20 protein-coding genes are annotated in these 22,662 nt (G+C 59.2%); 11 read left to right on the top strand and 9 right to left on the bottom strand.

What is annotated here, in order from left to right; genetic code table 11:
* The first annotated feature begins 25 nt into the window (after positions 1–25).
* The gene (locus AO068_RS16620; RefSeq protein WP_058408913.1) at positions 26–2,416 is read left to right on the top strand and encodes a sensor domain-containing diguanylate cyclase; all 2,391 of its coding nucleotides are present in this window, start codon (positions 26–28) and stop codon (positions 2,414–2,416) included.
* Between the two features lie 52 nt (positions 2,417–2,468).
* Here AO068_RS16620 and dacB read toward each other — a convergent pair whose 3' ends face one another.
* A complete protein-coding gene (dacB, locus tag AO068_RS16615) occupies positions 2,469–3,935 on the bottom strand; it encodes a D-alanyl-D-alanine carboxypeptidase/D-alanyl-D-alanine endopeptidase (protein WP_058408912.1) in 1,467 nt (488 codons plus the stop codon).
* Between the two features lie 329 nt (positions 3,936–4,264).
* On the opposite strand from dacB, the gene AO068_RS16610 reads away from it, so the two are divergent.
* Entirely contained in the window at positions 4,265–4,609 is a 345-nt protein-coding gene (locus AO068_RS16610; protein WP_058401058.1) for a YggL family protein, read from the top strand.
* 71 nt (positions 4,610–4,680) lie between these two features.
* Here AO068_RS16610 and AO068_RS16605 read toward each other — a convergent pair whose 3' ends face one another.
* The 7 genes from AO068_RS16605 to AO068_RS16575 all read right to left on the bottom strand — a co-directional run bounded on the left by AO068_RS16605 (position 4,681) and on the right by AO068_RS16575 (position 12,503).
* Positions 4,681–8,250 (bottom strand): transporter substrate-binding domain-containing protein, encoded by a 3,570-nt coding sequence (locus AO068_RS16605; RefSeq protein ID WP_058408911.1) that lies wholly within the window; start codon positions 8,248–8,250, stop codon positions 4,681–4,683.
* Between the two features lie 56 nt (positions 8,251–8,306).
* On the bottom strand, positions 8,307–8,933 hold the full coding sequence (locus tag AO068_RS16600; RefSeq protein WP_046719639.1) for a response regulator transcription factor: 627 nt from the start codon (positions 8,931–8,933) through the stop codon (positions 8,307–8,309).
* Positions 8,934–9,291: 358 nt separating this feature from the next.
* A complete protein-coding gene (locus AO068_RS16595; RefSeq protein ID WP_058402164.1) occupies positions 9,292–9,684 on the bottom strand; it encodes a response regulator in 393 nt (130 codons plus the stop codon).
* A gap of 249 nt (positions 9,685–9,933) precedes the next feature.
* Positions 9,934–11,265, bottom strand: a complete 1,332-nt coding sequence (locus tag AO068_RS16590) for a deoxyguanosinetriphosphate triphosphohydrolase (RefSeq protein ID WP_058402165.1) — start codon at positions 11,263–11,265, stop codon at positions 9,934–9,936.
* Positions 11,266–11,438: 173 nt separating this feature from the next.
* Positions 11,439–11,795 carry a hypothetical protein gene (locus AO068_RS16585; RefSeq protein ID WP_002553116.1) on the bottom strand — a complete coding sequence of 119 codons (357 nt, stop codon included), beginning with the start codon at positions 11,793–11,795 and terminating at the stop codon, positions 11,439–11,441.
* Positions 11,792–12,184 (bottom strand): phage holin family protein, encoded by a 393-nt coding sequence (locus AO068_RS16580; RefSeq protein ID WP_002553117.1) that lies wholly within the window; start codon positions 12,182–12,184, stop codon positions 11,792–11,794. The genes AO068_RS16585 and AO068_RS16580 overlap by 4 nt, the downstream gene beginning before the upstream one ends.
* A 4-nt stretch (positions 12,185–12,188) precedes the next feature.
* Complete coding sequence (locus AO068_RS16575) at positions 12,189–12,503, bottom strand: DUF883 family protein (protein ID WP_002553118.1); 315 nt, start codon at positions 12,501–12,503, stop codon at positions 12,189–12,191.
* Between the two features lie 243 nt (positions 12,504–12,746).
* Between AO068_RS16575 and AO068_RS16570 the strand changes: the two genes are divergently transcribed.
* The 8 genes from AO068_RS16570 to pcaC all read left to right on the top strand — a co-directional run bounded on the left by AO068_RS16570 (position 12,747) and on the right by pcaC (position 19,779).
* The gene (locus tag AO068_RS16570) at positions 12,747–13,817 is read left to right on the top strand and encodes an acyltransferase family protein (RefSeq protein ID WP_058408910.1); all 1,071 of its coding nucleotides are present in this window, start codon (positions 12,747–12,749) and stop codon (positions 13,815–13,817) included.
* 57 nt (positions 13,818–13,874) lie between these two features.
* Positions 13,875–14,117 (top strand): glutaredoxin family protein, encoded by a 243-nt coding sequence (locus AO068_RS16565; RefSeq protein ID WP_003315616.1) that lies wholly within the window; start codon positions 13,875–13,877, stop codon positions 14,115–14,117.
* Between the two features lie 52 nt (positions 14,118–14,169).
* A complete protein-coding gene (gene pcaQ / locus AO068_RS16560; RefSeq protein ID WP_058402167.1) occupies positions 14,170–15,099 on the top strand; it encodes a pca operon transcription factor PcaQ in 930 nt (309 codons plus the stop codon).
* A gap of 128 nt (positions 15,100–15,227) precedes the next feature.
* Positions 15,228–15,947: a protocatechuate 3,4-dioxygenase subunit beta gene (gene pcaH, locus AO068_RS16555; protein WP_003366939.1), complete on the top strand. Its 720-nt coding sequence runs from the start codon at positions 15,228–15,230 to the stop codon at positions 15,945–15,947.
* 11 nt (positions 15,948–15,958) lie between these two features.
* Positions 15,959–16,561, top strand: coding sequence for a protocatechuate 3,4-dioxygenase subunit alpha (gene pcaG / locus AO068_RS16550; protein ID WP_058408909.1), 603 nt, complete (start codon positions 15,959–15,961; stop codon positions 16,559–16,561).
* Positions 16,562–16,648: 87 nt separating this feature from the next.
* On the top strand, positions 16,649–17,998 hold the full coding sequence (locus AO068_RS16545; RefSeq protein ID WP_058408908.1) for an MFS transporter: 1,350 nt from the start codon (positions 16,649–16,651) through the stop codon (positions 17,996–17,998).
* A 24-nt stretch (positions 17,999–18,022) separates the two neighbouring features.
* The gene (locus AO068_RS16540) at positions 18,023–19,384 is read left to right on the top strand and encodes a 3-carboxy-cis,cis-muconate cycloisomerase (protein ID WP_058408907.1); all 1,362 of its coding nucleotides are present in this window, start codon (positions 18,023–18,025) and stop codon (positions 19,382–19,384) included.
* On the top strand, positions 19,381–19,779 hold the full coding sequence (gene pcaC / locus AO068_RS16535; RefSeq protein ID WP_058402170.1) for a 4-carboxymuconolactone decarboxylase: 399 nt from the start codon (positions 19,381–19,383) through the stop codon (positions 19,777–19,779). The genes AO068_RS16540 and pcaC overlap by 4 nt, the downstream gene beginning before the upstream one ends.
* Positions 19,780–20,023: 244 nt before the next feature.
* Here the strand turns inward: pcaC and AO068_RS16530 are convergent, their stop codons facing one another.
* Positions 20,024–21,280 (bottom strand): OprD family porin, encoded by a 1,257-nt coding sequence (locus AO068_RS16530; protein ID WP_058408906.1) that lies wholly within the window; start codon positions 21,278–21,280, stop codon positions 20,024–20,026.
* 260 nt (positions 21,281–21,540) lie between these two features.
* On the opposite strand from AO068_RS16530, the gene AO068_RS16525 reads away from it, so the two are divergent.
* Entirely contained in the window at positions 21,541–22,428 is an 888-nt protein-coding gene (locus AO068_RS16525; protein ID WP_002553127.1) for a DMT family transporter, read from the top strand.
* Positions 22,429–22,662: the final 234 nt, after the last annotated feature.

Here is a 22,662-nt window from a genome sequence, read left to right as displayed (position 1 = left end):
ATGTTGGCGTCATGAGTTTCTGTGTATGACAGCGAAACGGTTCAGGCTCAGAGTTCTGAGTTTCATCAACGGCCAGCTCTCAGCGTGGCCAATAGCCGTTTTAGCATTGATGGTCGGAGCGGCACTTACCATCATGTTGGCGCTGGCCGACAATGAGCTCTACCAGCGTCAATTGCGCCAGCGGTTCGATATGCTTGCCGCAGAGCGCTTCAGTCGTCTTCAGGAGCGTCTGGACCGGCAGGTCACTCGGCTGGACACCCTGTGTCGCTTCTTTATCTTTTCCCATCAGGTCGAGCAATCGGAATTCGACGGCTTTGTCGCGCCATTGCTGATTGGAACCCAGGCGTACGCCTGGAACCCCAGAGTGACGTTTGCGGAGCGGGCCGCTTTTGAACAGCAGGCGCGCGAGGAGGGCTCAGCCGAATACGCCATACGAGAAATGGATGAAAACGGTACCTTGAAAACCGCCGCTGTGCGCAATGAGTATTTTCCGGTTCGATTCATCCAGACCCTCAGCAAAATTCCCACGCCGTCGGGGTTCGATATAGCCTCGGAGCCGGTACGTCATGTCGCCCTTGAGCGTGCGCGTTTGCTCAAGCGCATTGTTGCAACGCCTCGTATCAGCCTGCTGGCCCTTGACCCGTCAGACACGTACGGAATTTTGCTGGTGGCGCCGGTATTCTCCATTGGCGAGCCGCCTTCGGAATTGAGGGGGTTTGTCACGGCAGTGATCAGCCTGGCGCAATTGATGAGCATTGGCACCGCGGAACAGGACAATCTTGCGGTCACCATGCTTGACCTCAGCTCGCCGACAAAGCCTGAGCAGGTTTACCAGTCGCCGGTCGCAGCCATACGCAATCATTTGTACGCCAGCAGCCTGCTGAGCCTGGGCGACAGGGATTATCTGGTCGAGGTTCGCCCTACGGAAATCTTCAGCCAGAGCAATCAGAGCATTATGCCGGGCCGGGTGCTGTGGCTCGGCGGGCTTTTGAGCCTGATGCTCAGCGCGTTGCTCTACAGCCTGATCAGCCAGCGTCAGCGAGCCTTGCAGCGTGTGGCGCAGCGTACCCGTGAGTTGCGCCAGCGCGGGCAGCAGTTGCGGGCGGCGCACGGGCAATTGCGCAGTGTGCTGGACGCCGCGACGGAAGTAGCGATTATTGCAACCGACCTGGACGGGCTGATCACAACGTTCAACGTCGGTGCGCAGAAGATGCTGGGTTATTCGCAGGAAGAGGTGCTGGGCAGGTTGCGCCTCATGGACCTTTATCAGTCGGCTGGGCTGGAGGCTCGTGCGAGTGTATTGAGCAAGGACCGCGGGCACCCGGTCAGCGCTTCCCGGCTGATGTTTCTCGACGCCGTGCAAGACGCTCATCACCCCTCGCAGGAGTGGACCCTGCAGCGCAGTGACGGCAGTACCCTGGTGGTGAACATGCTGGTGACCGCCGTGCGCGACGATCATGGGCTGTGGACCGGGTACCTGGCGGTGTGCATTGATGTCACCGAGCACAAGCGCGTCAACGAGGCCCTTGCCGAACAAGGGCAATTATTGAAAAAGCTCGGCTCGCAGGTGCCTGGCGGCATTTATCAGTATCACCTGGCTATCGACGGCAGTGCGCGCTTCAGGTACGCCAGTGCCGGCATGTGCGAGCTGTTTGAAGTCGATGAAGCGCAGTTGCTGGGCGATTCCGAGGCCGTTCTGCGACGTATCCAGCCACCGGACCTGACGCGCGTCAAAAGCTCGATTCTGGTCAGCGCAAAGCATCTGACACCCTGGAGCGAAGAGTACCGTGTCGATCTGCCACGCAAGGGCCAGCGCTGGTTGCGCGCTGCATCCACACCGGAACGGTTGGCAGACGGCAGCGTGCTATGGCACGGCTTTGTGTCCGATATCACCGACCTCAAGCGTGTCGAACAGGAATTGCGCGCGCTTTCGGTCACCGACGTACTGACCGGCGCCTACAACCGGCGCTATTTCCAGGACCGCATGCAGGCCGAGCTGAAAAGGATCGACCGGCACGGCGGTAACCTGTCGATCATCATGCTCGATATCGATCATTTCAAGCGCATCAATGACCGTTTCGGGCATGCCGCAGGCGATCAGGTGCTCAAGGCGATTTCGGAAAAGATCAGCCAGCGCCTGCGCAGCGATGATGTGTTCTGCCGGCTGGGCGGAGAAGAGTTCATGGTGATCTGCCCGGGCGCACGGGGCTCGCAGGCGTATCAGCTGGCCTTGAGCCTGCGCGAGGGCCTGCGCAATCAGGTTATCGAAGGCGTCGACCAGGTTGTGACGGCCAGCTTCGGCATCGCCAGCTGGCGAGCCGGTGAGGGGATCGACACGATGTTGTTGCGCGCTGACTCGGGCGTCTATGCCGCCAAACAGGCCGGTCGCGATCGGGTCGAGCCCGAGCAGATCTGACGCACACGGACCCGCTTCGAAAGCGGGTCTGCTGGTTGCATGCTGCGGGTGGTTATTGCTGGATCGAGACCGTGGTGTTGCTCAGTTTCGGCTGTCGATACAGATCGACCAGTACCTCGTCGAGTATCGAGGATGCGCCAAACGGACGCGGATCGTTGAGGATCGCCACGACCGCCCAGGTGTTGCCGTTGCTGTCGCGGCTGAAGCCGGCAATGGCGCGAACCGTGTTCAGTGTGCCTGTCTTGATGTGCGCTTCACCCAGCAGCGGGGTGCGCTTCAGACGTTTACGCATGGTGCCGTCCATGCCTGCCAGCGGCATCGAACTCATGAATTCGGCAGCATACGGGCTGCGCCAGGCAGCCTGCAGGATGATGGCCATCTCACGGGCACTGACACGTTCTGCACGTGACAGACCGGAGCCGTTCTCCATGACCAGATGCGGCGCGGTGATGCCTTTTTTCGCCAGCCATTGGCGGATGACGCGCTGAGCGGCCTTGCCGTCGTCACCGTCCGCGTCATTGCGGAACTCTTCACCCAGGCTCAGAAACAGTTGCTGGGCCATGGTGTTGTTGCTGAATTTATTGATGTCACGAATGACTTCCACCAGATCCGGCGAAAAAGCCTTGGCCAGCAGCTTGGCATTGCCGGGCAGAACGCCAACGCGGTCCTTGCCCTGGATGGTGCCGCCCAGTTCCTGCCAGATGGCCCGTACTGCGCCGGCCGCATAGGTCGGATGGTCCAGCAGCGAAAGATAGGTCTGCGAATTGCAGCCGTTGCCCAACTGGCCAGTCACCGTCACATTGACGCTGCCGTCAGACTGGGTGACCGGGTTGTAACGCACATCTCCGGTGCACTGCTTCGATGCGCTTGCCTTGACCTGGTTGTCGATGTGGATGGTCGCAATCGGCGGCTCGACCGAAACCAGAATCCTGCCGTCATCGTTGCGGGTCACGAAGCGCAATGCCTTGAGGTTGACCATCAGCGCATCGGGCTTGACCAGAAACGGCTTGTTCTCGTCGTTGCCGTCATCATTGAACTCGGGCAATTGCGGCTGCACAAAATGACTGCGGTCCAATACCAGATCCCCGGTCACCTGTTGCACACCGTTGGCGCGCAGGTCACGCATCAGCAACCAGAGCTTTTCCATATTCAGCTTTGGATCGCCGCCGCCCTTGAGGTACAGGTTGCCGCGCAGCACGCCGTTGCTCAGGGTGCCGTCGGTGAAGAATTCGGTTTTCCACTGGTGGGTAGGGCCGAGCATTTCCAGCGCGGCGTAAGTGGTGATCAGCTTCATGGTGGAAGCCGGGTTGACCGATACGTCGGCATTGAACACGGTCGGCGTGCCCGGCCCGTTGAGTGGCAACATCACCAGCGAGAGCGCGTCATCGCCGAGTTTGCTGGCTTTAAGGGCCTGTTGAACCTTGGGGGGCAGCGTGGTGTTGATGACGGCGGCGTAGGAGGGAAGAGCCAGTGGCAAAAGAATTGACGCGAGCAACAATGGACGTAGCGACTTGATCATTGAATAAAACCCTACTGCAAGGGGGACATAAAAAAGAGGGCATGGATGGATTCCCTCGGTAACTATTTCGATGCGATGTTGATAACTATAGTAGTGAATGCGTGGCGGGCTTTTTTTGTAACACACAGTGCCAAGCATGAAACGAGCCGCATTATGCCCCAAGCAGGGCAGGCTTGTGATGGGGGGCAGGCCGGTAAACGTTATTTTTTATCGATCGGGCCTGCATCGCTGTCGCAACCCCGGATATCCATGACAGACCGCAATTGTCGGGCTTTTAAATCGCCAAGCTGGTAAAGTGCCGCCCGATATTTATTGATGAGGATTGTCCCATGGCCAATAACCGCTCCCGCCGTCTGCGCAAAAAACTGTGTGTGGACGAGTTCCAGGAATTGGGTTTTGAACTGAACCTGGGCTTCAAGCAAGAGCTGGATGACAAGGCAATCGATGCTTTCCTTGACGCTTTCCTGAAAGAAGCAATGGAAGCCAACGGTCTTGGTTATGTGGGCGGCGACGACTTCGGTCTGGTTTGCCTGAGCAAGCGTGGCTCGGTCAGCGAAGAACAGCGTGTTGCTGTCGAAGCCTGGCTCAAAGGCCGCAGTGAACTGACAGAAGTCACTGTCAGCCAGCTGATCGACGTCTGGTACCCGGAAAAAGAAATCAACCCGGCCGCCTGATGTAACGGGAGGCAGGCCAGCGCCTGCCTCCCTTGCTGCTCCCCCTTCGCCATACCTTCTTTGAAGCACCTTCAGTCAGGTTTCGCCTGCTGCAGAATCAGCGCGTCCTCAAGCTCGATCATCGCCAGCTCCACAACCTGCTGACAGGTATGGAACTGTTCATCCGGTGTGTCCGCTTCGCAGGCCTGTTCAAGCGCATCGCAGGCATCGACCACCCTTGAAGCGCTGATGATTCGTGCGGCACCTTTGATCCTGTGGGCCAGGTCGCGGGTTTTCCTGCGATTGTTTTCCGGTATCAGTCTGGCCAGCAACAGCCGGTCCTCGTGATTGCTGTGCAGGAGCTGCGCAAGCAGGCGTTCAACCATTTCCGGGCGGTCACCGGTCAGGTTGCTGACGCTGTCGAGGCTGAACGGCAGAGGTGTGCGCGCCTGTGGCGAAATGGCTGTCAGCCGTTCGCTGAGCATCGAAAGGCTGATGGGTTTGAACAGGCAGTCGTCCATGCCTGCTGCGCGGCAGCGCTCGATCTCATCAGGTTGCGCATTGGCCGTGAAACCCCAGACCGGACAGCGTGGCTGGCCGTCTGCATCTTCAATCGCGCGGATTGCCGTGGTCATGTCATAGCCGTTCATGACCGGCATGTTGCAGTCGACAACCACCAGATCAAAGCTATCGGTCTTCCAGTGCTCAAGCCCCTGCGCGCCGTTTTCGGCCATTTCGCAATGGTGACCGAGAAAACCAAGCTGCTGGCAGAGCAGCAGCCGGTTGGCAGGATGGTCGTCGACGATCAGGATCCGTAGCGTCTGGTGAGCCACGGCTATCGGTGGTGTAGCGACGGGCTGGCCGCTCAGCGGTTCAAGTGTGGTCAGCACCAGATTCATACTGACCCGGGTGCCTTGACCCGGCGTGCTGTCGAGCGAAAGGTTGCCGCCCATCATCATGCACAGGTTGCGGCAAATCACCAGGCCCAGCCCTGCACCGGTACGCGCCATTTGCCCGGTGTTATCGGCCTGGGCAAAGGGCTTGAACAAACGCTGCTGGTCTTCAGTGCTGATGCCTATGCCGCTGTCCTGAACGGTGATGTGCAGGTGCAGCAACTGCGGGTCGGGGCTTTCTGCTGCCTGCAGCACGATCCTGATCCGTCCCATCGGGGTGAACTTGATGGCGTTGCTCACCAGGTTGGACAGTATCTGCTTGAAGCGCAGCGGGTCGATCAGCACATCGGCGGTGATTCGGCTGTCCAGTTCCAGCACCAGGTCAAGGTCCTTCTGGCGAGCCAGACCGTCGAATACCCGCAGCACCGACTCTACCAGTCGACGCAGGTTCGCCCGCTCCGGGTTCAGTGAAAGCCGCCCGGATTCGATGCGTGCGATATCGAGAATGTCGCCGATCAGGTCCAGCAGGTCGTTGGCCGAGCTGTAGGCGACTTCGATGGCGGAACGGTCAAGCTCGCCATGATCGGCACGTTTGAGCGCCAGCTCCAGCATTCCGATCACTGCATTCATGGGCGTACGGATTTCATGGCTCATGGTGGCAAGGAAGGTGCTCTTGGCACGGCTGGCAGCGTCAGCCTGTTCCTTGGCGGCCTGCAGGTCTTCGATAAGCTGGCGACGCTCGCTGATATCGATCCAGCCGCCAATGATGCCTTGTACCTCGCCCAGAGAGTCACGAAAGGGCAGGATCCAGTGGTAGATGGTCATCTGCCGGTCGCCAATGCGCAGGGGGCGGTCAAGGATCAGTGCGGTATTGCTGGCCATGACCCGTTGATAGTCGGCAGCGTATTCCCGTGCTTCGAAGGCATTGCCCAGCACACCTTCGGTAGCGCTCTTGCCGATGATGTCTTCACGTTGCGCGGAGAAAACCCTCAGGTAGCTGTCATTGCACATGCGCAGCATGCCTTCGCGATCCCGCACGTAGATCGGATGGGGTGTGCCTTCGACCAGTGCACGCATGAATTCGAACTGGTCGCCCAGCGCCCGTTCCGCTGCTTCACGCTGCCGTATCTGCCGCCGCATCCAGGCATTCCAGGCCAGCAGGCCCAGCAGCAACAGGCCTGCACCGACCAGAATCTGATAGATCAGGCGTTCGTAGTCATGCCAGTTGGCGCTTGAAGGGGTGTAGGCGCGCCATCGATTGTTGATCGCCGCCAGATCCTGCGGCGCGATGCTTGCCAGCGCCTTGTCGAGAATCGAACTCAGCTCGATGGCATTGCGTGAGGTCGCCATGGAAATCAGCGCCGGGTCTTCGCCGATGGTGGCGGTCATTTGCAGGCGCTCCTCGAAGATGCCTGAAGACAGAAAGTAGTCTGCACTGAGCAGCGAGATGACCGCGCCTTCTGTTCTACCCAGTGACAACATGTCCAGCGCCTGGAAGGGGTTGTCGATTTCCAGCGGTACGACTCTGGGATATTTGCGGCGCAGCCAGTCCAGCATCGGGCTGCCCTGGGTGATTGCCAGGCGTTTGCCGTCCATCTGCTCCAGATAGCTGGGCGAGCCCTGGTCCTTGCGGGTGACCAGTACGAAGGAATTGTCGATATAGGGCCGGCTGAAGCTCAGGCGGTCTTCTCGCTCATCGCTGGACACCAGTGCGCCGATCAGGTCCGCCTGGCCCTCGCTGACCTGGTTCAGCATGTCGGTCAGGCTGGGCGAGCGTTTGACGTCGAACCTGAGCCCGGTGCGCAGGCGGACCAGTTCAAGCAGGTCGGCGGTGATGCCGCGAAAGTTGCCCTTGGCGTCGAAGAAGGTCAGTGGTGCGTACGCTTCATTGACTACCACGCGTACGGTCGGGTGCTGAGCGATCCAGCGTTCCTCGCGTTGCGTCAGTTGCAGCTTCTGGTCGGTGAGCATCAGGTCGCTGCCGGTGCTCCAGCGCCTGGAAATGTTGATGCGCTCATCGACCGGAATTGCTTTCAGTGTCTGGTTGATGACTCCCAGCAATTGTGTGTTTTCATTGCTGACGGCAAAGCTGAAGCCATTGGGCTCATGCTTGCCGAAATTCGACATCTGCACGTTGTTCAGATAGCCCTTGTTGATGATGTATTGGGTGGAAATCGTATCGCCCAGAAAGACATCGGCCTGGTTGAAGGCCACGGCGTTGATGGCGTTCTGAAACGAGGGGTAGGTTTTCAGTGTTGCACCGGGGTACATCGCCTCGACCTCTGCGGGTGGCAGATAGTGATAGACCATGCTCAGCCGCATGCCTTTGAGGCCCTCATTGAGGGGCCGCGTGTCTCCGACCCGAGTGACCAGCACGGGCTGATCAACCGAGTAGGGCTGTGACAGTCTGATGTTGCGATCAACCGCTTCAAAGCCGTTGGCAGTGCCCAGCAGGTCGACCTGGCCTGTGATCAGGGCCTTGATAGCTGCATCGCGGGTTTCGAAACGCTGCACCCTGACCGGCAGGTCCAGCGCATCCGAAATGATGCCTGCGTAATCGGCAGTGATGCCTTCGTAGTCGTTGCCTGACATCGTGATATCGAAGGGCGGGTAATCGGGGTTCGAGATGCCGAGAGTCAGTTCACGTTGACCGCGTACCCATTGCCATTGGCTGCTGTCCAGCTTTACGTCCATGTGCGCCGGGCTCGAGCGACCGAGCAGTGTGTAATGTTCGGCCGCATGAAGGCTGGCCTGAGCACTCCAGCCCATGCACAGGCCTGTGGCCAGTATTAATAATTGTCTGAAGCGCTTGGGCATCCGTTTTCTCACACTAGCGCGTTGCGTTTTGCCATCTCGATAAGTTCTACCAAGGTTCTTGTTTTTAGTTTTTGCATCAGTCGCGTTTTGTAAGTACTGACGGTTTTGTTACTGAGAAACATACCCTTGGCTATTTCCTTGTTGGAACGGCCCTGGGCAAATAACTGCAATACCATCAGTTCGCGGTCATTGACCAACTTGAACAGCTCCAGCTCGTTGGTCTGTCCATCTTCACGAACTGCGCACGTCAACGCCTGGCTGGGAAAGTAATTGTAGCCGGATAATACCGCTTTCACCGAACTGAGCAGCTCGCTAAGGTCTTCCTGCTTGCACACATAACCCGAGGCACCCGATTGCATGCAGCGAATGGCAAACAGGTTGGGGGTTTGCGACGTCAGCACCAGAATCTTGGAGGACAGCCCCATCGTATTGAAGCGCGCCAGTACCTCAAGGCCGTCGAGCTTGGGAATGCTGATGTCGAGAATGATCAGGTCAGGCATGCATTCGCGAACCATTTGCATCGCGTCGACGCCATTATCGGTTTCGCCCACCACTTCGTAATTTTCGTTTTCCAGAAGCATTCTGACCGCCATCCGGATAACCGGATGGTCGTCGATGATAAAAACTGAGTTCATATTCCATTCCATAACAAGCAGTGAAGAAAGCGCGCACCTTAGCTCAGATGTTCGGGCAGGCACATAAAGAGACTTGCTCGGCAGGCATATATAGGAAAAGTCCTACAATAATTAGCGTATCGGAGTACGTAAAAGCCTACGTTGAACACAAGTGTGTTTAAACGTTAACGCTTATTTCAGTGTGTATTTGGTTATTGAGGCACGGGGTGTTTATTACTTTATGGAATCATCATTCATGTGCGTTGATGATTTCCTACGAGACTGAACGTGAATTCACAAACGACGCGGTTTTGTATCAATTGACGTTTACATAGTTGCCAGACATTTCTGAAGTGGCTTGAAGCAGGATTTGTCCATGTCACTCAGGACCGTGTCCCAGCAAGCGACTGAGGTCAGGGCCATGCAGGGGTTTGCTCAGGCAGCCGAGCAGAGGCAGGTCGCGCTGCGCGGCAAGTTGCTGAATGTTTTCAAGCTGTACATCGGGCAGGCCGCTGAGAAGAATGGCCCGGCGTAACAAGCCTTGACGGGTCGCCTCGTCGATCAGGTCAAGGCCTGACATATCCGGCAGGCACTGATCGCACAGTAAAAGCCCGTAGGGCTCCGGGCTGCGTTGCATGGCGGCCATGGCCTCTGCGGCGGTGAGGGCGGGAGTCAGCAGAAAATAGCCCTGATTGTTGAGCAGCACCTGAGTGGCGATCAGTTGAAACGGGTGATCTTCCACCAGGAGGATGCGCAGGCTGTGTGTGGACATGAGTTTTCCGGAAAGGCCCTGGCGAGAGGTTCAGGCCTCGCAGACGGCGTGCGGACCGTTAGTATCGCAGGCGGATGGATGACGAGCCGGAGTGGCATTTGAAGTGGCTGTAATTATTGAGGGATGCAAGAAAAGCTGCGATAGGACTCGTCTGACATGCATGTAGGGCCTGTCTGAGTTTTGCAGGGCAATCAGGTATGACCAGCGTTGTATCTGCCTACGCTCAGGTACTCGGCTGGTCTATCAAGGCTAAATCTGTCCGGAGCGGCCGGTCATTTCCCGGGCCATTTCACTGGCATAGCTGTCGGTCATGCCGGCGATGAAGTCGATCATGCGCAGGAACGAGGCATGCAACGGTGCCTTGGGATCCGGCGCGCTGTTGCCCAGCAGGTCGAGGATACGTCGATGCTTGAAGGACGGCGTCCTGCCGCCAAACTGTTCGACCGCTGCACCGCAAAAAGCGTTGAGGAGAATTTCCAGGGTGGTGTAGGCGCCTATTTCATGCAGCGTTTTGCGCTTGTCCTGAAAGATTTTCTTGCGCGCCATGTCCTTGGCGTTCAGGACGCAGCGCTTGGCCGGACCGTGCATGTGTTCCACCAGATCCCCGGGCAGCGTGCCCGCAAGCAGGGCGTCCTGTTGTTCGACGAATGCTCTGGCCGCTGCGTTGGTCAGGTGCTCGATGGCCTTGCCGCGCAGGATGGCCAGCTTGCGCCGCCGTGAGTCGCCAGGGCCCAGTTGCCGATAGGTTTCCGGAAGATCATCGCCGACCAGTCCAAGCAGAAGTGACTCAACTTCCGCGTACTCCAGCAGGTCCATCTCCAGGCCGTCTTCCAGATCGATCAGGGCATAACAGATGTCATCGGCGGCTTCCATCAGATAGACCAGTGGATGGCGCGCCCAGCGTTGTTCCTCAAGTTGCGGCAAACCCAGCTTGCCAGCGATCTGCTCAAGGATCGGCAGTTCGCTCTGATAGCAGCCGAACTTGTGCTTCTTGTAGCCCAGCGAGTCTGCGTGGCGCGCGGTCCACGGGTATTTGAGGTAAGTGCCCAGTGTGGCGTAGGTCAGGCGAGTGCCGCCGTCGAACTGGTGGTATTCCAGCTGCGTAAGGACTCGGAATCCCTGGGCATTGCCCTCGAAATTGAGAAAGTCATTGCGCTCGGTCTCACTCATCGCGTCGAGCCAGCCACGTCCGGCAGCCTGATTGAACCAGTTGCGAATTGCGTCTTCGCCCGAATGGCCGAACGGAGGGTTGCCTATGTCATGTGCCAGGCAGGCAGATTGTACAACCATGCCCAGGTCGCTCGGTTCGCACCAGTCGGGCAGGGCAGTGCGCAGGGTTTCGCCAACGCGCATGCCCAGTGAGCGGCCGACGCAGCTGACTTCCAGCGAGTGAGTCAGACGGGTATGAATATGGTCGTTGCTGGACACCGGATGGACCTGGGTCTTGCGTCCCAGGCGGCGAAATGCACCGGAAAAGATGATCCGGTCATGGTCCTTGTGAAACGGACTGCGTCCCAGCTCTTCGGGGCTGTGCAGGGTCTTGCCAAGTCGTTCGCGGTTAAGCAGGGTTTGCCAATCCAAGGCGTGCACTCCGTCAGTAATGTTGGCTGTAGCTTCCCGGTTCGGCACGCCTGCCGCAAGGCCTGACGCGCGGACAGAGAGAAACAGGGGCTGTTAAAAAGCAAATGCCCGCCCCGGAGCACCGGAGCAGGCATTTGTCGCGAGGTTCGATTCACGCAAAAAGTCTGGCGTAATCAGAGCCTGCGGTTGCGGTTCTGAATGGCGCGACTCTGCATGGCGACCTTGATCAGTGGCGTCAGCGTGATGCCGAGCTTCAACAGGCGACCCAGCAGGCTGGTGCGTCCGGTCTTGGCACGTTTGCCGCTCAGAAACCCCAGCAGGGCGACCGAGCCCACGCCCCAGAGTGGCGCGTGGCGAAAGCCGAGCGCGCTTTTCCAGTCATGGCGGATCCCGCGAAAGCGTTGCAACGGCTGTAACAGTTGCGTCGATTCGTGACGAATTTCCTGACGGTGCATCTCCATGCGCAGGCGGATCAACGCCTTGCGCAGTTCCCGACGGGTATTGCTCTGGTGCGACTTGGGTTCACTCATGGCATCAATCGCTCGCGGTCGTTGGCCAGCTCTTCAAGGGTTGCGTGAAATGGCGACGACTCATCGAAAATCGCGGCCTTGAGGCGCAACCCGCAGAAGATGGCGGCCAGCAGGTAGAACGTGCACAGGCCGACGATACCCGCCAGGCGATAGCTGTCCCACAGAACGATCAGCAACAAGGCCGAGAGCCCGGTGAGCAGCAGCAGACCGAAAACCAGCGCCAGTCCCGCGAACAGCAGCAGGCTCACGGTGCGTGCCTTCTGCTCCTGCAATTCGATGCCGAACAGTTCGACGTGCGTGTGCAGCAGGCCAAGGAATGCAGCGCCAAGACGCCGCGGTGAAGAGCCCGGAGTTCCCTCGGGCGGTGCTGATTCCGTTCCCAGAGTCATGATGTTAGCGCCTTGTAGCCAGCAGACCGATCAGAAAGCCGACACCTGCGGCGATACCGACTGATTGCCAGGGGTTGTTCTGAACGTAATCTTCGGTCGCGATCACAGCAGCCTCACCGCGCTCGCGAAGCGAGTCTTCAGTGGTCTTCAGGGTTTCCTTGGCACGTAGCAGGCTCTCACGAATCTGGGCACGCAATTCATCGGCCTGATCACCTGCCAGCGATGCGGTATGCGCCAGCAATTTCTCAGTGTCGGCAACCAGTACCTGGAAGTCGGCTCTCAGGATTTCCTGAGCATTCTGTGCGGTTTGGCGGGCCATGATTTTCTCCGTTTGGGTGGCATATGGATGTTTCGAGTACAGGTGATTCCTGAAGGTTCACTTCGATTGCCGTCTGTTGTCCAATCAGGCTGTGGGCTGCCGCTGCACCTTACTCCAAAAGTATCTGTCAGGAAAAACCGCAACGTGTTGAAGATTGGGGTTCCGTATTTCTGGCCATTGGCTATGCTCCACACGCGTGATCACGTGCATGGCGCGCGATATAAGAGCTGAATGGAGAGAGGCATGGAGCGGCTGTATTCCCTGCAGGGGCTCAGGGGCATAGCTGTCCTGGGTGTGGTGTTGTTTCACATGATGTCGGTAGAGAGCAAGTTTTCCGGTGGCGACATCCTTCTGCCGCCGCTGCTCGATTTTTTTCAGTTGGGTGTCGATCTGTTCTTCGTCATCAGCGGTTTCGTGATGGTGATTGTCAGCCGTGGCCGTTTCCAGAGCGGAGTCGAGGCGCGGCGCTTTCTGTTCAACAGGGTGTCGCGGATCTACCCCACGTACTGGCTGTACTTTTTTATTACGCTGGCGGTGTACCTGGTGCAGCCGGGCATGGTCAACAGCGGGCATGGGTCTTCCAACTTGCTCATGTCGTTCCTGCTGCTGCCCAACGATAAAGTGCTGCTGGTGATGGTGGCCTGGTCGCTGCTGTTCGAACTGTGGTTCTACGTTGTGTACTCCGGCTTTCTGTTGTTTCGTGAACGCAGCGTGCCACTTTTGCTCGGCGGCTGGGCGCTGATCATTGTTGTGTTCAACGTGCTGGCCGACTGGCAGGACTATTCGCCCGCACTGAAGATCATCCTGCATCCCTATGCCCTTGAATTCATTCTTGGTGCAGCGCTGGCATTGTTCTTTTATGGTCGGCACAGCACGCGCGTGCCGACAGCTGCCGTCCTTGCGTCGTTGGGAGGTGCGCTGCTGCTGGGTGTGCCCCTGATCGGTTACTTCCGGTTATACGACAGTCAGGGCTTGCTGCGCATGCTCATGGTCGGAGCGACGTTCGGCCTGCTGGTGCTGACCCTGGCGCTGCTTGAACGGCGTCGACAACTGGTTGTGCCTGGGTTTCTGGTCGCTGTGGGCGACATGTCCTATACGATCTATCTTTCTCATCTGCTGGTGCTGGGGGTGATCGGGCGGGTATGGAGCCTGGTCGGTGCCTGGCCCGAAAGCTATCTGGACAACCTGTTTTTCGCGCTGCTGATGATGGCGGCAGCGGTATGTTACGGCTGGGTCGGTTACCGTTGTTTCGAGAAACCGGTATTGGACCGCGCCAACGCGTTCAGCAAGACGCATTTCCGGATGTCGACGTGATCCCCGGGTGCGCCTAGAATAATTTTCGGTCGTAGAGGATTTGCCGAGGATCAATTCATGCCGCCCGAATGCCAGCTGTTCAGCACCCTGGGATGCCCGCTGTGCGAGGTTGCCGAAGCGGTTTTACTGCCGTTCGCCATCGAGCACGGCCTGCTGGTTGAGCTGGTCGACATCTGCGAGGATGAGCAACTGCTTGAGCGCTACGAGTTGCGCGTTCCGGTGTTGCGTCGAGTCGACACGGGTGATGAGCTGGACTGGCCATTTGACGCGCCTCAGGTGGCGTCGTTTCTGAGCCGCTGAGCTGCCTTGTCGTTGAGCTGCATTCCCTTTCACTTACCGGACACGACGCGCAGTGAATATCGATACACGCATCAAATTTCGCCACCTGGTCTGCTTTCTCGAAGTGGCCCGGCAGGGCAGCCTGGCGCGTGCCTCCGACGTTCTGGCGATCAGTCAGCCTGCGCTGTCAAAAAGTCTCAAGGAACTGGAAACCCTGCTGGCCACCACCTTGTTTGTGCGCAGCAAGAGCGGTGCGGCGCTGACCGAAGCGGGCGTGGCATTCATGCGTTTCGCCGGGCCGAGCGTCCAGGCCCTGCGTGAAGGTGTCAGCAGCCTGCGCTCGGGGGAGCACGAAACTGTCACCGCCCGGCTGGGCGTGCTGTCCACGGCTGAAAGCCTGTTGGTTCCGGAGGTGGTCCATCGTCTGCACGAGCGCCACCCCGCGCTGATCGTCAGCGTGATGACCGGGCCCAGCGCGTATCTGCTGTCGCAATTGAGGGTAGGGGAACTGGATCTGGTGGTCGGGCGCATGACAGACAGCCCGCAGATTCAGGGCCTGACGTTCGAGCATCTGTACAACGAGTCGATGACGCTGGTGGTGCGCAACGATCACCCGTTACTGGCCGCGCCGCTCAAGCCTGAAAGTCTGGAGCAATTCCCGCTGGTGCTGCCGCTGGCGGGCACCACCATCCGCAAGTTTGCCGACAGTCTGTTCGTACAGTGCGGTATCCGCATGCCACGTCAGCGCCTTGAAACACTCTCGCTCACCCTGAGCCGCCGCTATGTGCAGTGCAGCGATGCGGTGTGGATCGCGCCACTGGATGCTGTGTCGCTGGAGTTGAAAGGCGGCACGCTGGTGGAGCTGGACATGGGTATTCGTGAGCCGGGCGGCTCGGTCGGTTTGTGCAGCAACCCGGCTTTGCCGCTGACACGCGCGGCGCAATGGTGTGTGGATGAGCTACGAGGCGTCGGAGAGACCTACCGCAAAGCGCAGTATGCATAACCATTTGGTTATGGATGGCCGGTTTTATTTCAATTCTCTGTAAGTATGGATCGCGCGACACTTCGCCGCAGCCTGTAGCGCATGTGACCCACGCCTGCGCGCCCCATAAGAAAAACGAGGAGAACGCCATGTCTGCCGCGGACAACAGCCGCTTCGTCATTCGTGACCGAAACTGGCATCCAAAAGCTCTCACCCCTGATTACAAGACCTCAATCCTGCGCTCGCCGCGTCAGGCGCTGGTCAGTATCCCGCAGTCCATTTCCGAAACCACCGGCCCGGATTTCTCACATTTGAAGTTTGGCCAGCACGACAACGATCTGCTGCTCAATTTCAACAACGGCGGGCTGCCCATCGGTGAGCGTATCCTGCTGGCCGGGCGGGTCTGCGATCAGTACGGCAAGCCGATTCCGCACACGTTGGTGGAGATCTGGCAAGCCAACGCCGGTGGGCGTTACCGCCACAAGCGCGATGCCTATCTGGCGCCCATCGATCCCAATTTTGGCGGTGTCGGACGTGCACTGACCGACAGCGAAGGCAATTACAGCTTCCGCACCGTCAAGCCAGGCCCTTACCCGTGGCGCAACGGTCCCAATGATTGGCGCCCGGCGCACATTCATGTGTCGATCAGCGGGCCGTCGATTGCCACACGCCTGATCACCCAGCTGTATTTCGAAGGCGATCCGCTGATTCCGATCTGCCCGATCGTCAAGGCCATCGCCAATCCGGACGCCGTGCAGAGCCTGATTGCCAGGCTCGACCTGGGCATGGGCAACCCGATGGATTGCCTGGCGTACCGCTTTGATATCGTGTTGCGCGGCCAGCGCAAGACTCACTTCGAAAATTGCTGAGGAGGCCCGACATGCCCGTTCAATTGCTGCAGGAAACCCCTTCGCAAACCGCTGGCCCTTACGTCCACATCGGTCTGGCACCGCAAGTGGCTGGCAATCCGACCCGCGAGCTGGAAATCTGGAACGAGATGGCCAGGCCCGAGGCACCCGGCGAGCATATCGTGCTGCTGGGCAACGTCTTCGACGGCAACGGTCATCTGATCCGCGATGCCTACCTGGAATTCTGGCAGGCCGACCATCAGGGCGCGTATCACAGCGAATTCGACCCGGACAGGCCGTTCAACGGCTTTGGTCGCACGGCTACCGCGGACGATGGTCAATGGATCCTCAAGACCGTCAAGCCAGGCTCGGCGCGCAATGCGGCGGGTGTGCCGATGGCGGCGCACATCAATGTCTCGCTGTTTGCCCGCGGTATCAATATTCATCTGCAGACGCGGCTGTATTTCGACGACGAAGCCCAGGCGAATGCGCAGGACCCGGTGCTCAATCTGATCGAGCAGCCCCCGCGTCGCGAAACCCTGGTGGCGCGCCGTTGCACGCACGAGGGGCAGACGGCCTATCGTTTTGATATCCGTGTGCAGGGTGAAGACGAGACAGTGTTTTTCGATTTCTGAATCGCTTGTCGATTCAGAAATCAATGTGCGTGCGTTTCAAGGCGCCTGCATCGGTAGGCGACCCTATAAAAATAAAAGGACACCTTCATGACGCTTTCCGCCAGCAGCCCTGCGTCGAGTACGCTCGACGTTCAGGCCTTCATCAATGCGCAACCGCTGTCCGGCTATCAATGGCGAGTGGTTGCGCTGTGTTTTCTGATCGTGTTTCTCGATGGCCTCGATACTGCCGCAATGGGTTTCATTGCACCCGCGCTCAGCCAGGACTGGGGCATCGACCGGGCCAGTCTGGGGCCGGTGATGAGTGCCGCGCTGATCGGCATGGTGTTCGGTGCGCTGGGTTCCGGCCCGCTGGCCGACCGGTTCGGCCGCAAGGTGGTGCTGGTGGTCGCGGTATTCCTGTTCGGACTGTTCAGCCTGGCATCTGCCTACAGCAGCAACATTGATCAACTGCTGGTATTACGCCTTCTCACCGGGCTGGGGCTCGGTGCCGCGATGCCCAATGCCACCACGTTGCTGTCGGAATACACCCCGGAACGGCTCAAGTCGTTGTTGGTGACGAGCATGTTTTGCGGTTTCAATCTGGGCATGGCCTGCGGCGGTTTTGTCTCAGCCAAGCTGATCCCCAGCATGGGCTGGCACAGCCTGTTGATGCTGGGCGGTATCCTGCCCATCCTGCTGGCGGCGGTGCTGATGGTCTGGCTGCCGGAGTCGGCGCGGTTTCTGGTGGTACGCAATCGCGGTGCAGAGCGGATTCGCAAAGTGCTGGCACCGATTGCGCCGAAGGCGCTGGCTGGCATCACCGATTTCAGCGTTCCTGAACAGAAAACGGTCAGTAGCCGCAACGTGCTGAAAGTGATTTTCTCCGGTACATACAGCGCTGGCACGCTGTTGCTGTGGCTGACGTATTTCATGGGCCTGGTGATCGTCTACCTGTTGACCAGCTGGCTGCCGACGTTGATGCGCGACAGTGGCGCGAGCATGGAGCAATCGGCGTTCATCGGTGCGCTGTTCCAATTCGGCGGGGTACTGAGTGCAGTGGGAGTCGGCTGGGCAATGGATCGTTACAACCCGCATAAGGTCATTGGTCTGGCCTATGCGCTGGCGGGGGTGTTCGCCTGGCTGGTCGGGCAGAGTCTGGGCAATGTCGCCCTGTTGGCCACGCTGGTGCTGCTGGCCGGTATGTGCATCAACGGCGCACAGTCGGCAATGCCGTCACTGGCAGCGCGTTTCTACCCCACTCAGGGGCGTGCAACGGGGGTGTCGTGGATGCTCGGGATAGGTCGCTTCGGTGCCATTCTCGGTGCCTGGGCCGGTGCCACCCTGCTGGGCCTTGGCTGGAGCTTCGAGCAAGTGCTGACGGCGCTGGTGGTCCCGGCCGCCCTGGCCGCGATAGCGGTACTGATCAAGGGCTGGGTCAGTCATTCGGACGCTACCTGAAACCTTTCAATCTGGAGTGGTGATGTGAACAGAGCGAGCAATCAACTTTTCGATGCCTACTTCATGCAACCCGAAATGCGCGAGATCTTTTCGGATGAAGGCCGGGTACAGGGCATGCTCGATTTCGAGGCTGCGCTGGCGCGGGCACAGGCACGCGTCGGCCTGATCCCGCCCGAGGTGGTCGCCGACATCGAGCTGAGCTGCGACGCACGGCTGTTCGATTTCGACGCGCTGGCAATTGCCATCGGCAGCGCCGGCAATTCGGCGATTCCGCTGGTCAAGGCGCTGGGCAAACAGATTGCCGCACGCAGCGCTGAAGCCGAGCGCTACGTGCACATGGGCGCGACCAGTCAGGATGTGATGGACAGCGGTCTGATCCTGCAACTGCGTCGAGCCATCGTACTGCTTGAGCATGATCTTGCTCGACTGGCCGATGCGATGGCTGAGCAGGCACAGCGTCATGCTGGCACGCCGCTGGCTGGACGCACCTGGCTGCAACAGGCCACGCCGGTCACCCTGGGGATGAGAATTGCCGGCTGGCTGGGCGCGGTCACTCGTCATCGACAGCGCTTGAACGAGATCAAACCACGCCTGCTGTGCCTGCAGTTCGGCGGTGCTTCCGGCAGCCTCGCGGCGCTGGGCGATCAGGCGTTTTCGGTGGCCGAAGCGCTGGCCGGTGAATTGCAACTGGCGTTGCCCGAGCAGCCCTGGCACACCCAGCGTGACCGACTGGTAGAGTTTGCCGGTCTACTGGGCCTGATCGCCGGTAGCCTCGGCAAACTGGGGCGCGACGTGAGCCTGCTGATGCAGACCGAAGTAGGCGAGGTCTTCGAGCCTTCGGCCCCGGGCAAGGGCGGATCTTCGACCATGCCACACAAGCGCAACCCGGTTGGCGCTGCCGTCATGATCAGTACAGCCACCCGCGCCCCGGGGCTGGTCGCCACCATGTTCGCGGCCATGCCGCAGGAGCATGAACGCAGTCTGGGCCTGTGGCATGCCGAGTGGGAGACCTTGCCGGAGCTGTGCTGCCTGGTTTCCGGTTCGCTGCAGCAGGCGTTGCAGGTGCTACCCGGCCTGCAGGTCGATGCCGAGCGTATGGCGATCAATCTGCAGTCCACCAAAGGACTGGTGCTCGCCGAGGCAGTGAGCATTGCGCTGGCTCAGCGTATCGGCCGCGATGCTGCCCACCATCTGGTTGAACAGTGCTGCCGGCGTGCGGTGGAGCAGGGCGCGCATTTGCGTCAGGTGCTCGGCGAAACCCCGCAGATCAGCGAGCAGTTTTCTTCCGACGAGCTGGATCGACTGCTCGATCCGGCCCATTACCTTGGCCAGGCTCGCCATTGGGTCGAGCGTGCCGTGGCTGAACACACAAGGATTTCCCGATGACCGAAGACGAACGTTACCAAGCCGGCATGCACGTACGCCGCGCAGTGCTGGGCGATGCGCATGTCGATAACAGCCTGAGCAAACTGACGCCGTTCAATGAAGAATTCCAGGAGATGATCACCCGTCACGCCTGGGGTGATATCTGGACACGTCCAGGGTTGCCGCGCCACACGCGCAGTCTGATTACCATTGCGATGTTGATCGGCATGAATCGCGAGGGCGAATTGCGCCTGCACCTGAAGGCCGCAAAAAACAACGGCGTGACCCGTGAAGAGATCAAGGAAGTGCTGATGCAGAGCGCTATCTACTGCGGCATTCCGGCCGCCAATGCGACGTTCCACCTGGCTGAAGCGGTATGGGATGAAATGGGCGTGGAGTCGTTGAAGGAGGATTGAAAAGTCGCATGACAAGGAGCGCTGCAGCGAAATGTCATGCCTTACCCGCGTTCACTGCCCATATGAAAGCGCTGTTTTATCACGAAGTCGGGCCTGAATCTCACTGACTCGCAGAACCAGCGCGTAGCGCCACAAAGAGGACGCAGAGCGTCCAGAACTGCATGCCGACGCGGAGCGTCGGCACGATAGTCAGTTGGATTTCTGTATAACGATGAGTGATCAACCGTGGCGGCGTTCTTTGTTTTTAGAGCAGCGACAGCGGGTAGCTGACGATCAGGCGGTTTTCGTCGAACTGGTTGGTGTTGTAGTCACGACGCATGGTCGAGTTGCGCCATTTGAGCGACAGGCTTTTGAACGCGCCACTCTGGAACACGTACGCCAGCTCGGTTTCCCGTGCCCACTCTTCGCCGTCGGTGATAGCGCCGGTGTGTACATTGTCGCCGCTGATGTAGCGGTTCATCAGGGTCAGGCCGGGTGCGCCCAGGGCTGCGAAGTCGTAGTCATGGCGCAACTGCCAGGATTTTTCCTTGGCATTGTCGAAGCTGGAGTTGTAACTGTCGTTGGCCAGTGTACCGCCGCTGGTGCCGTTGACGCGCATCCAGGCGCTGTCGCCGCTGACCTTCTGCAAACCCAGGTAAAAGGTGTTACCGCCGTGCCGTGCCGAGAGCATCGCTGACCAGGTCTTGTTGTCCAGATCCCCGGCCAGCGACTGGCCATCGTCCTTGCCCTGGAAGTAGCCAAGGTTGGCACCCAGCGTCCAGCTGCCCAGCGGCTGGCTGTGCAGCAGGTTGAAATATTGCTGGTGGTAGATGTCTTCAAGCTCGGCGTACCAGACCCCGACCTGAGTGCGTTTGTCGTTGAAAACGTACTCGCCGCCGCCGAAGTTGAAACGGTCTGAGGTGAACGCTGAGCGGCCGTTCAAGGACATGTCTTCCATGCTGGCGTCGTTGCGCGGGCTGTTGCCACGGAACTGGCCGCCGTACAGGGTCAGCCCGTCGATCTCCTTGGAGGTGATTTGCCCGCCCTGAAAGGTTTGCGGCAGCGAGCGGCCGTCATCCGAGCGCAGGATCGGCAACACGGGCATCCACTCGCCGACCTTCAATTCGGTCTTCGAGAAGCGCGCCTTGCCCGCCACGGCCAGTCGCCCGAAGTCGTCGGCCGGGCGTCCATCGCTGTGGATCGGCAGCAATTGCGTGCCGCGCGTTCCCTTGCCGCCGTCTAGCTTGAGCGAGTAGAGGCCCAGTGCATCCACGCCAAAGCCAACGGTGCCTTGGGTGAAGCCGGAGCGGGCATCGAGGATGAAGTTCTGCGTCCACTCCTCGGCGTAGTTCTGTGCGTTGGCCGGGTCGACGAAGTTGCGGTTGATGTAGAAGTTGCGTAGGTTCAGATTGACCTTGGCGTCTTCGACGAATCCGGCGCTGTTGCCGCTGATGGGCGTCAGGCTTGCAGCGACGGCCGCTGACAGGCCGCAAAGGATTTTGCAGGGGGAATTCACGCGCATGGAGCAGACCTTTTTTGTAGTTATTGAGTCGTGTAGCTGGCTGAGATAGTGAAAGGACGGAAGGTGCCGTGCAATTGTGAAATAACTGTTTCGGGCGATTATCGAACGTTAATGAACCGGTTCGAACATTTTGTAGGGGACGTTGCAAACGCTTGTGCGATGCTCACTGGTCTGTTGATACGGCTCTGTAAATATAGGCAACGTGCTCTGGCGTTTTCGGCCATGGCGTCCGGCTGCTGAAACTTGAACAAGGAAGCGCGATGAGCACTGCCAGTACGCCTTTGTCCGGCGTCAACCAGCCCCTGAAAGGGATTGGTTTCATTCTTCTGGCGACTTTTCTGTTCGCCAGTCACGACACACTCTCCAAGTACCTGTCCGGCTTCTATCCGATCATTCTGGTGGTCTGGGCGCGCTATCTGGTGCACACGCTGCTCATGGCCTGCATCTTCATGCCATCGGCGGGGTTGCGCGTGCTGCGTACCAAGCGTCCCGGCTTGCAGGCATTGCGTGCGCTGGCGCTGTTGGGCACCAGTCTGCTGTTTACCAGCAGCCTGATGTTCATCCCGCAGGCAGAGGCGACGGCGGTCAACTTTCTTGCGCCGTTGCTGGTCACAGCACTGTCGGTGCCGTTGTTGCATGAGCGTGTGACGCGCGGGCAGTGGGTTGCGGTGGTTGTCGGGTTTATCGGGGTGATGATCATCATTCATCCGGGGGGCGAGCTGTTTACCCCGGCGATTCTGCTGCCGCTGTCGTCAGCCTTGTGCTTTGCGCTGTATCAACTCCTGACGCGGCTGGTCAGCCCGTTCGACAGCCCGACCACCAGCAACTTTTTTGCCGGGCTGTTCAATACCCTGTTGATGAGCGCGCTGGTGCCGTTCTTCTGGGAAGTGCCTGCGCTTAAACATCTGCCGTTTCTGCTGGCGCTGGGGGCATGTGGTATGTCGGCCCACTTGCTGCTGACCCAGGCCTTCCGCTTCGCCGCCCCGGCCATGCTCGCACCGTTCAGCTATTGCCAGATCGTGTTTGCCGGGCTGCTGGGTTTCGTGGTGTTCGACCACATGCCATCACCGACCGCACAGGCAGGCATCGCCATCATCTGCCTAAGCGGCCTGGCGGCGGCTTGGCAACAGCGGCGCAAGGGTGGGTGATGAGCTGTTCCCTCGCACGAATACACAAATCTAACTGACTATCGTGCCAATGCTCCGCGTTGGCATGCAGTTCGTGACGCTCTGCGTCATATCTGTACCGCAGCACAACGTAGTGTCTTGCGCGCAATCACTGTGCATAGATAAAGCGCTTTTTTATCGCGGTGGCACTGACGACGCAGAGTGCGACCTTAGTGACGGCTGAGTCCTGGCGCTGATCCGGGGGTAGCCTGGCAG

The sequence above is a fragment of the Pseudomonas sp. ICMP 3272 genome (assembly GCF_001466905.1).
In the GTDB taxonomy this organism is placed as follows: Bacteria; Pseudomonadota; Gammaproteobacteria; order Pseudomonadales; family Pseudomonadaceae; genus Aquipseudomonas; species Aquipseudomonas amygdali.
This window is presented reverse-complemented; position numbering and strand designations above follow the sequence as displayed.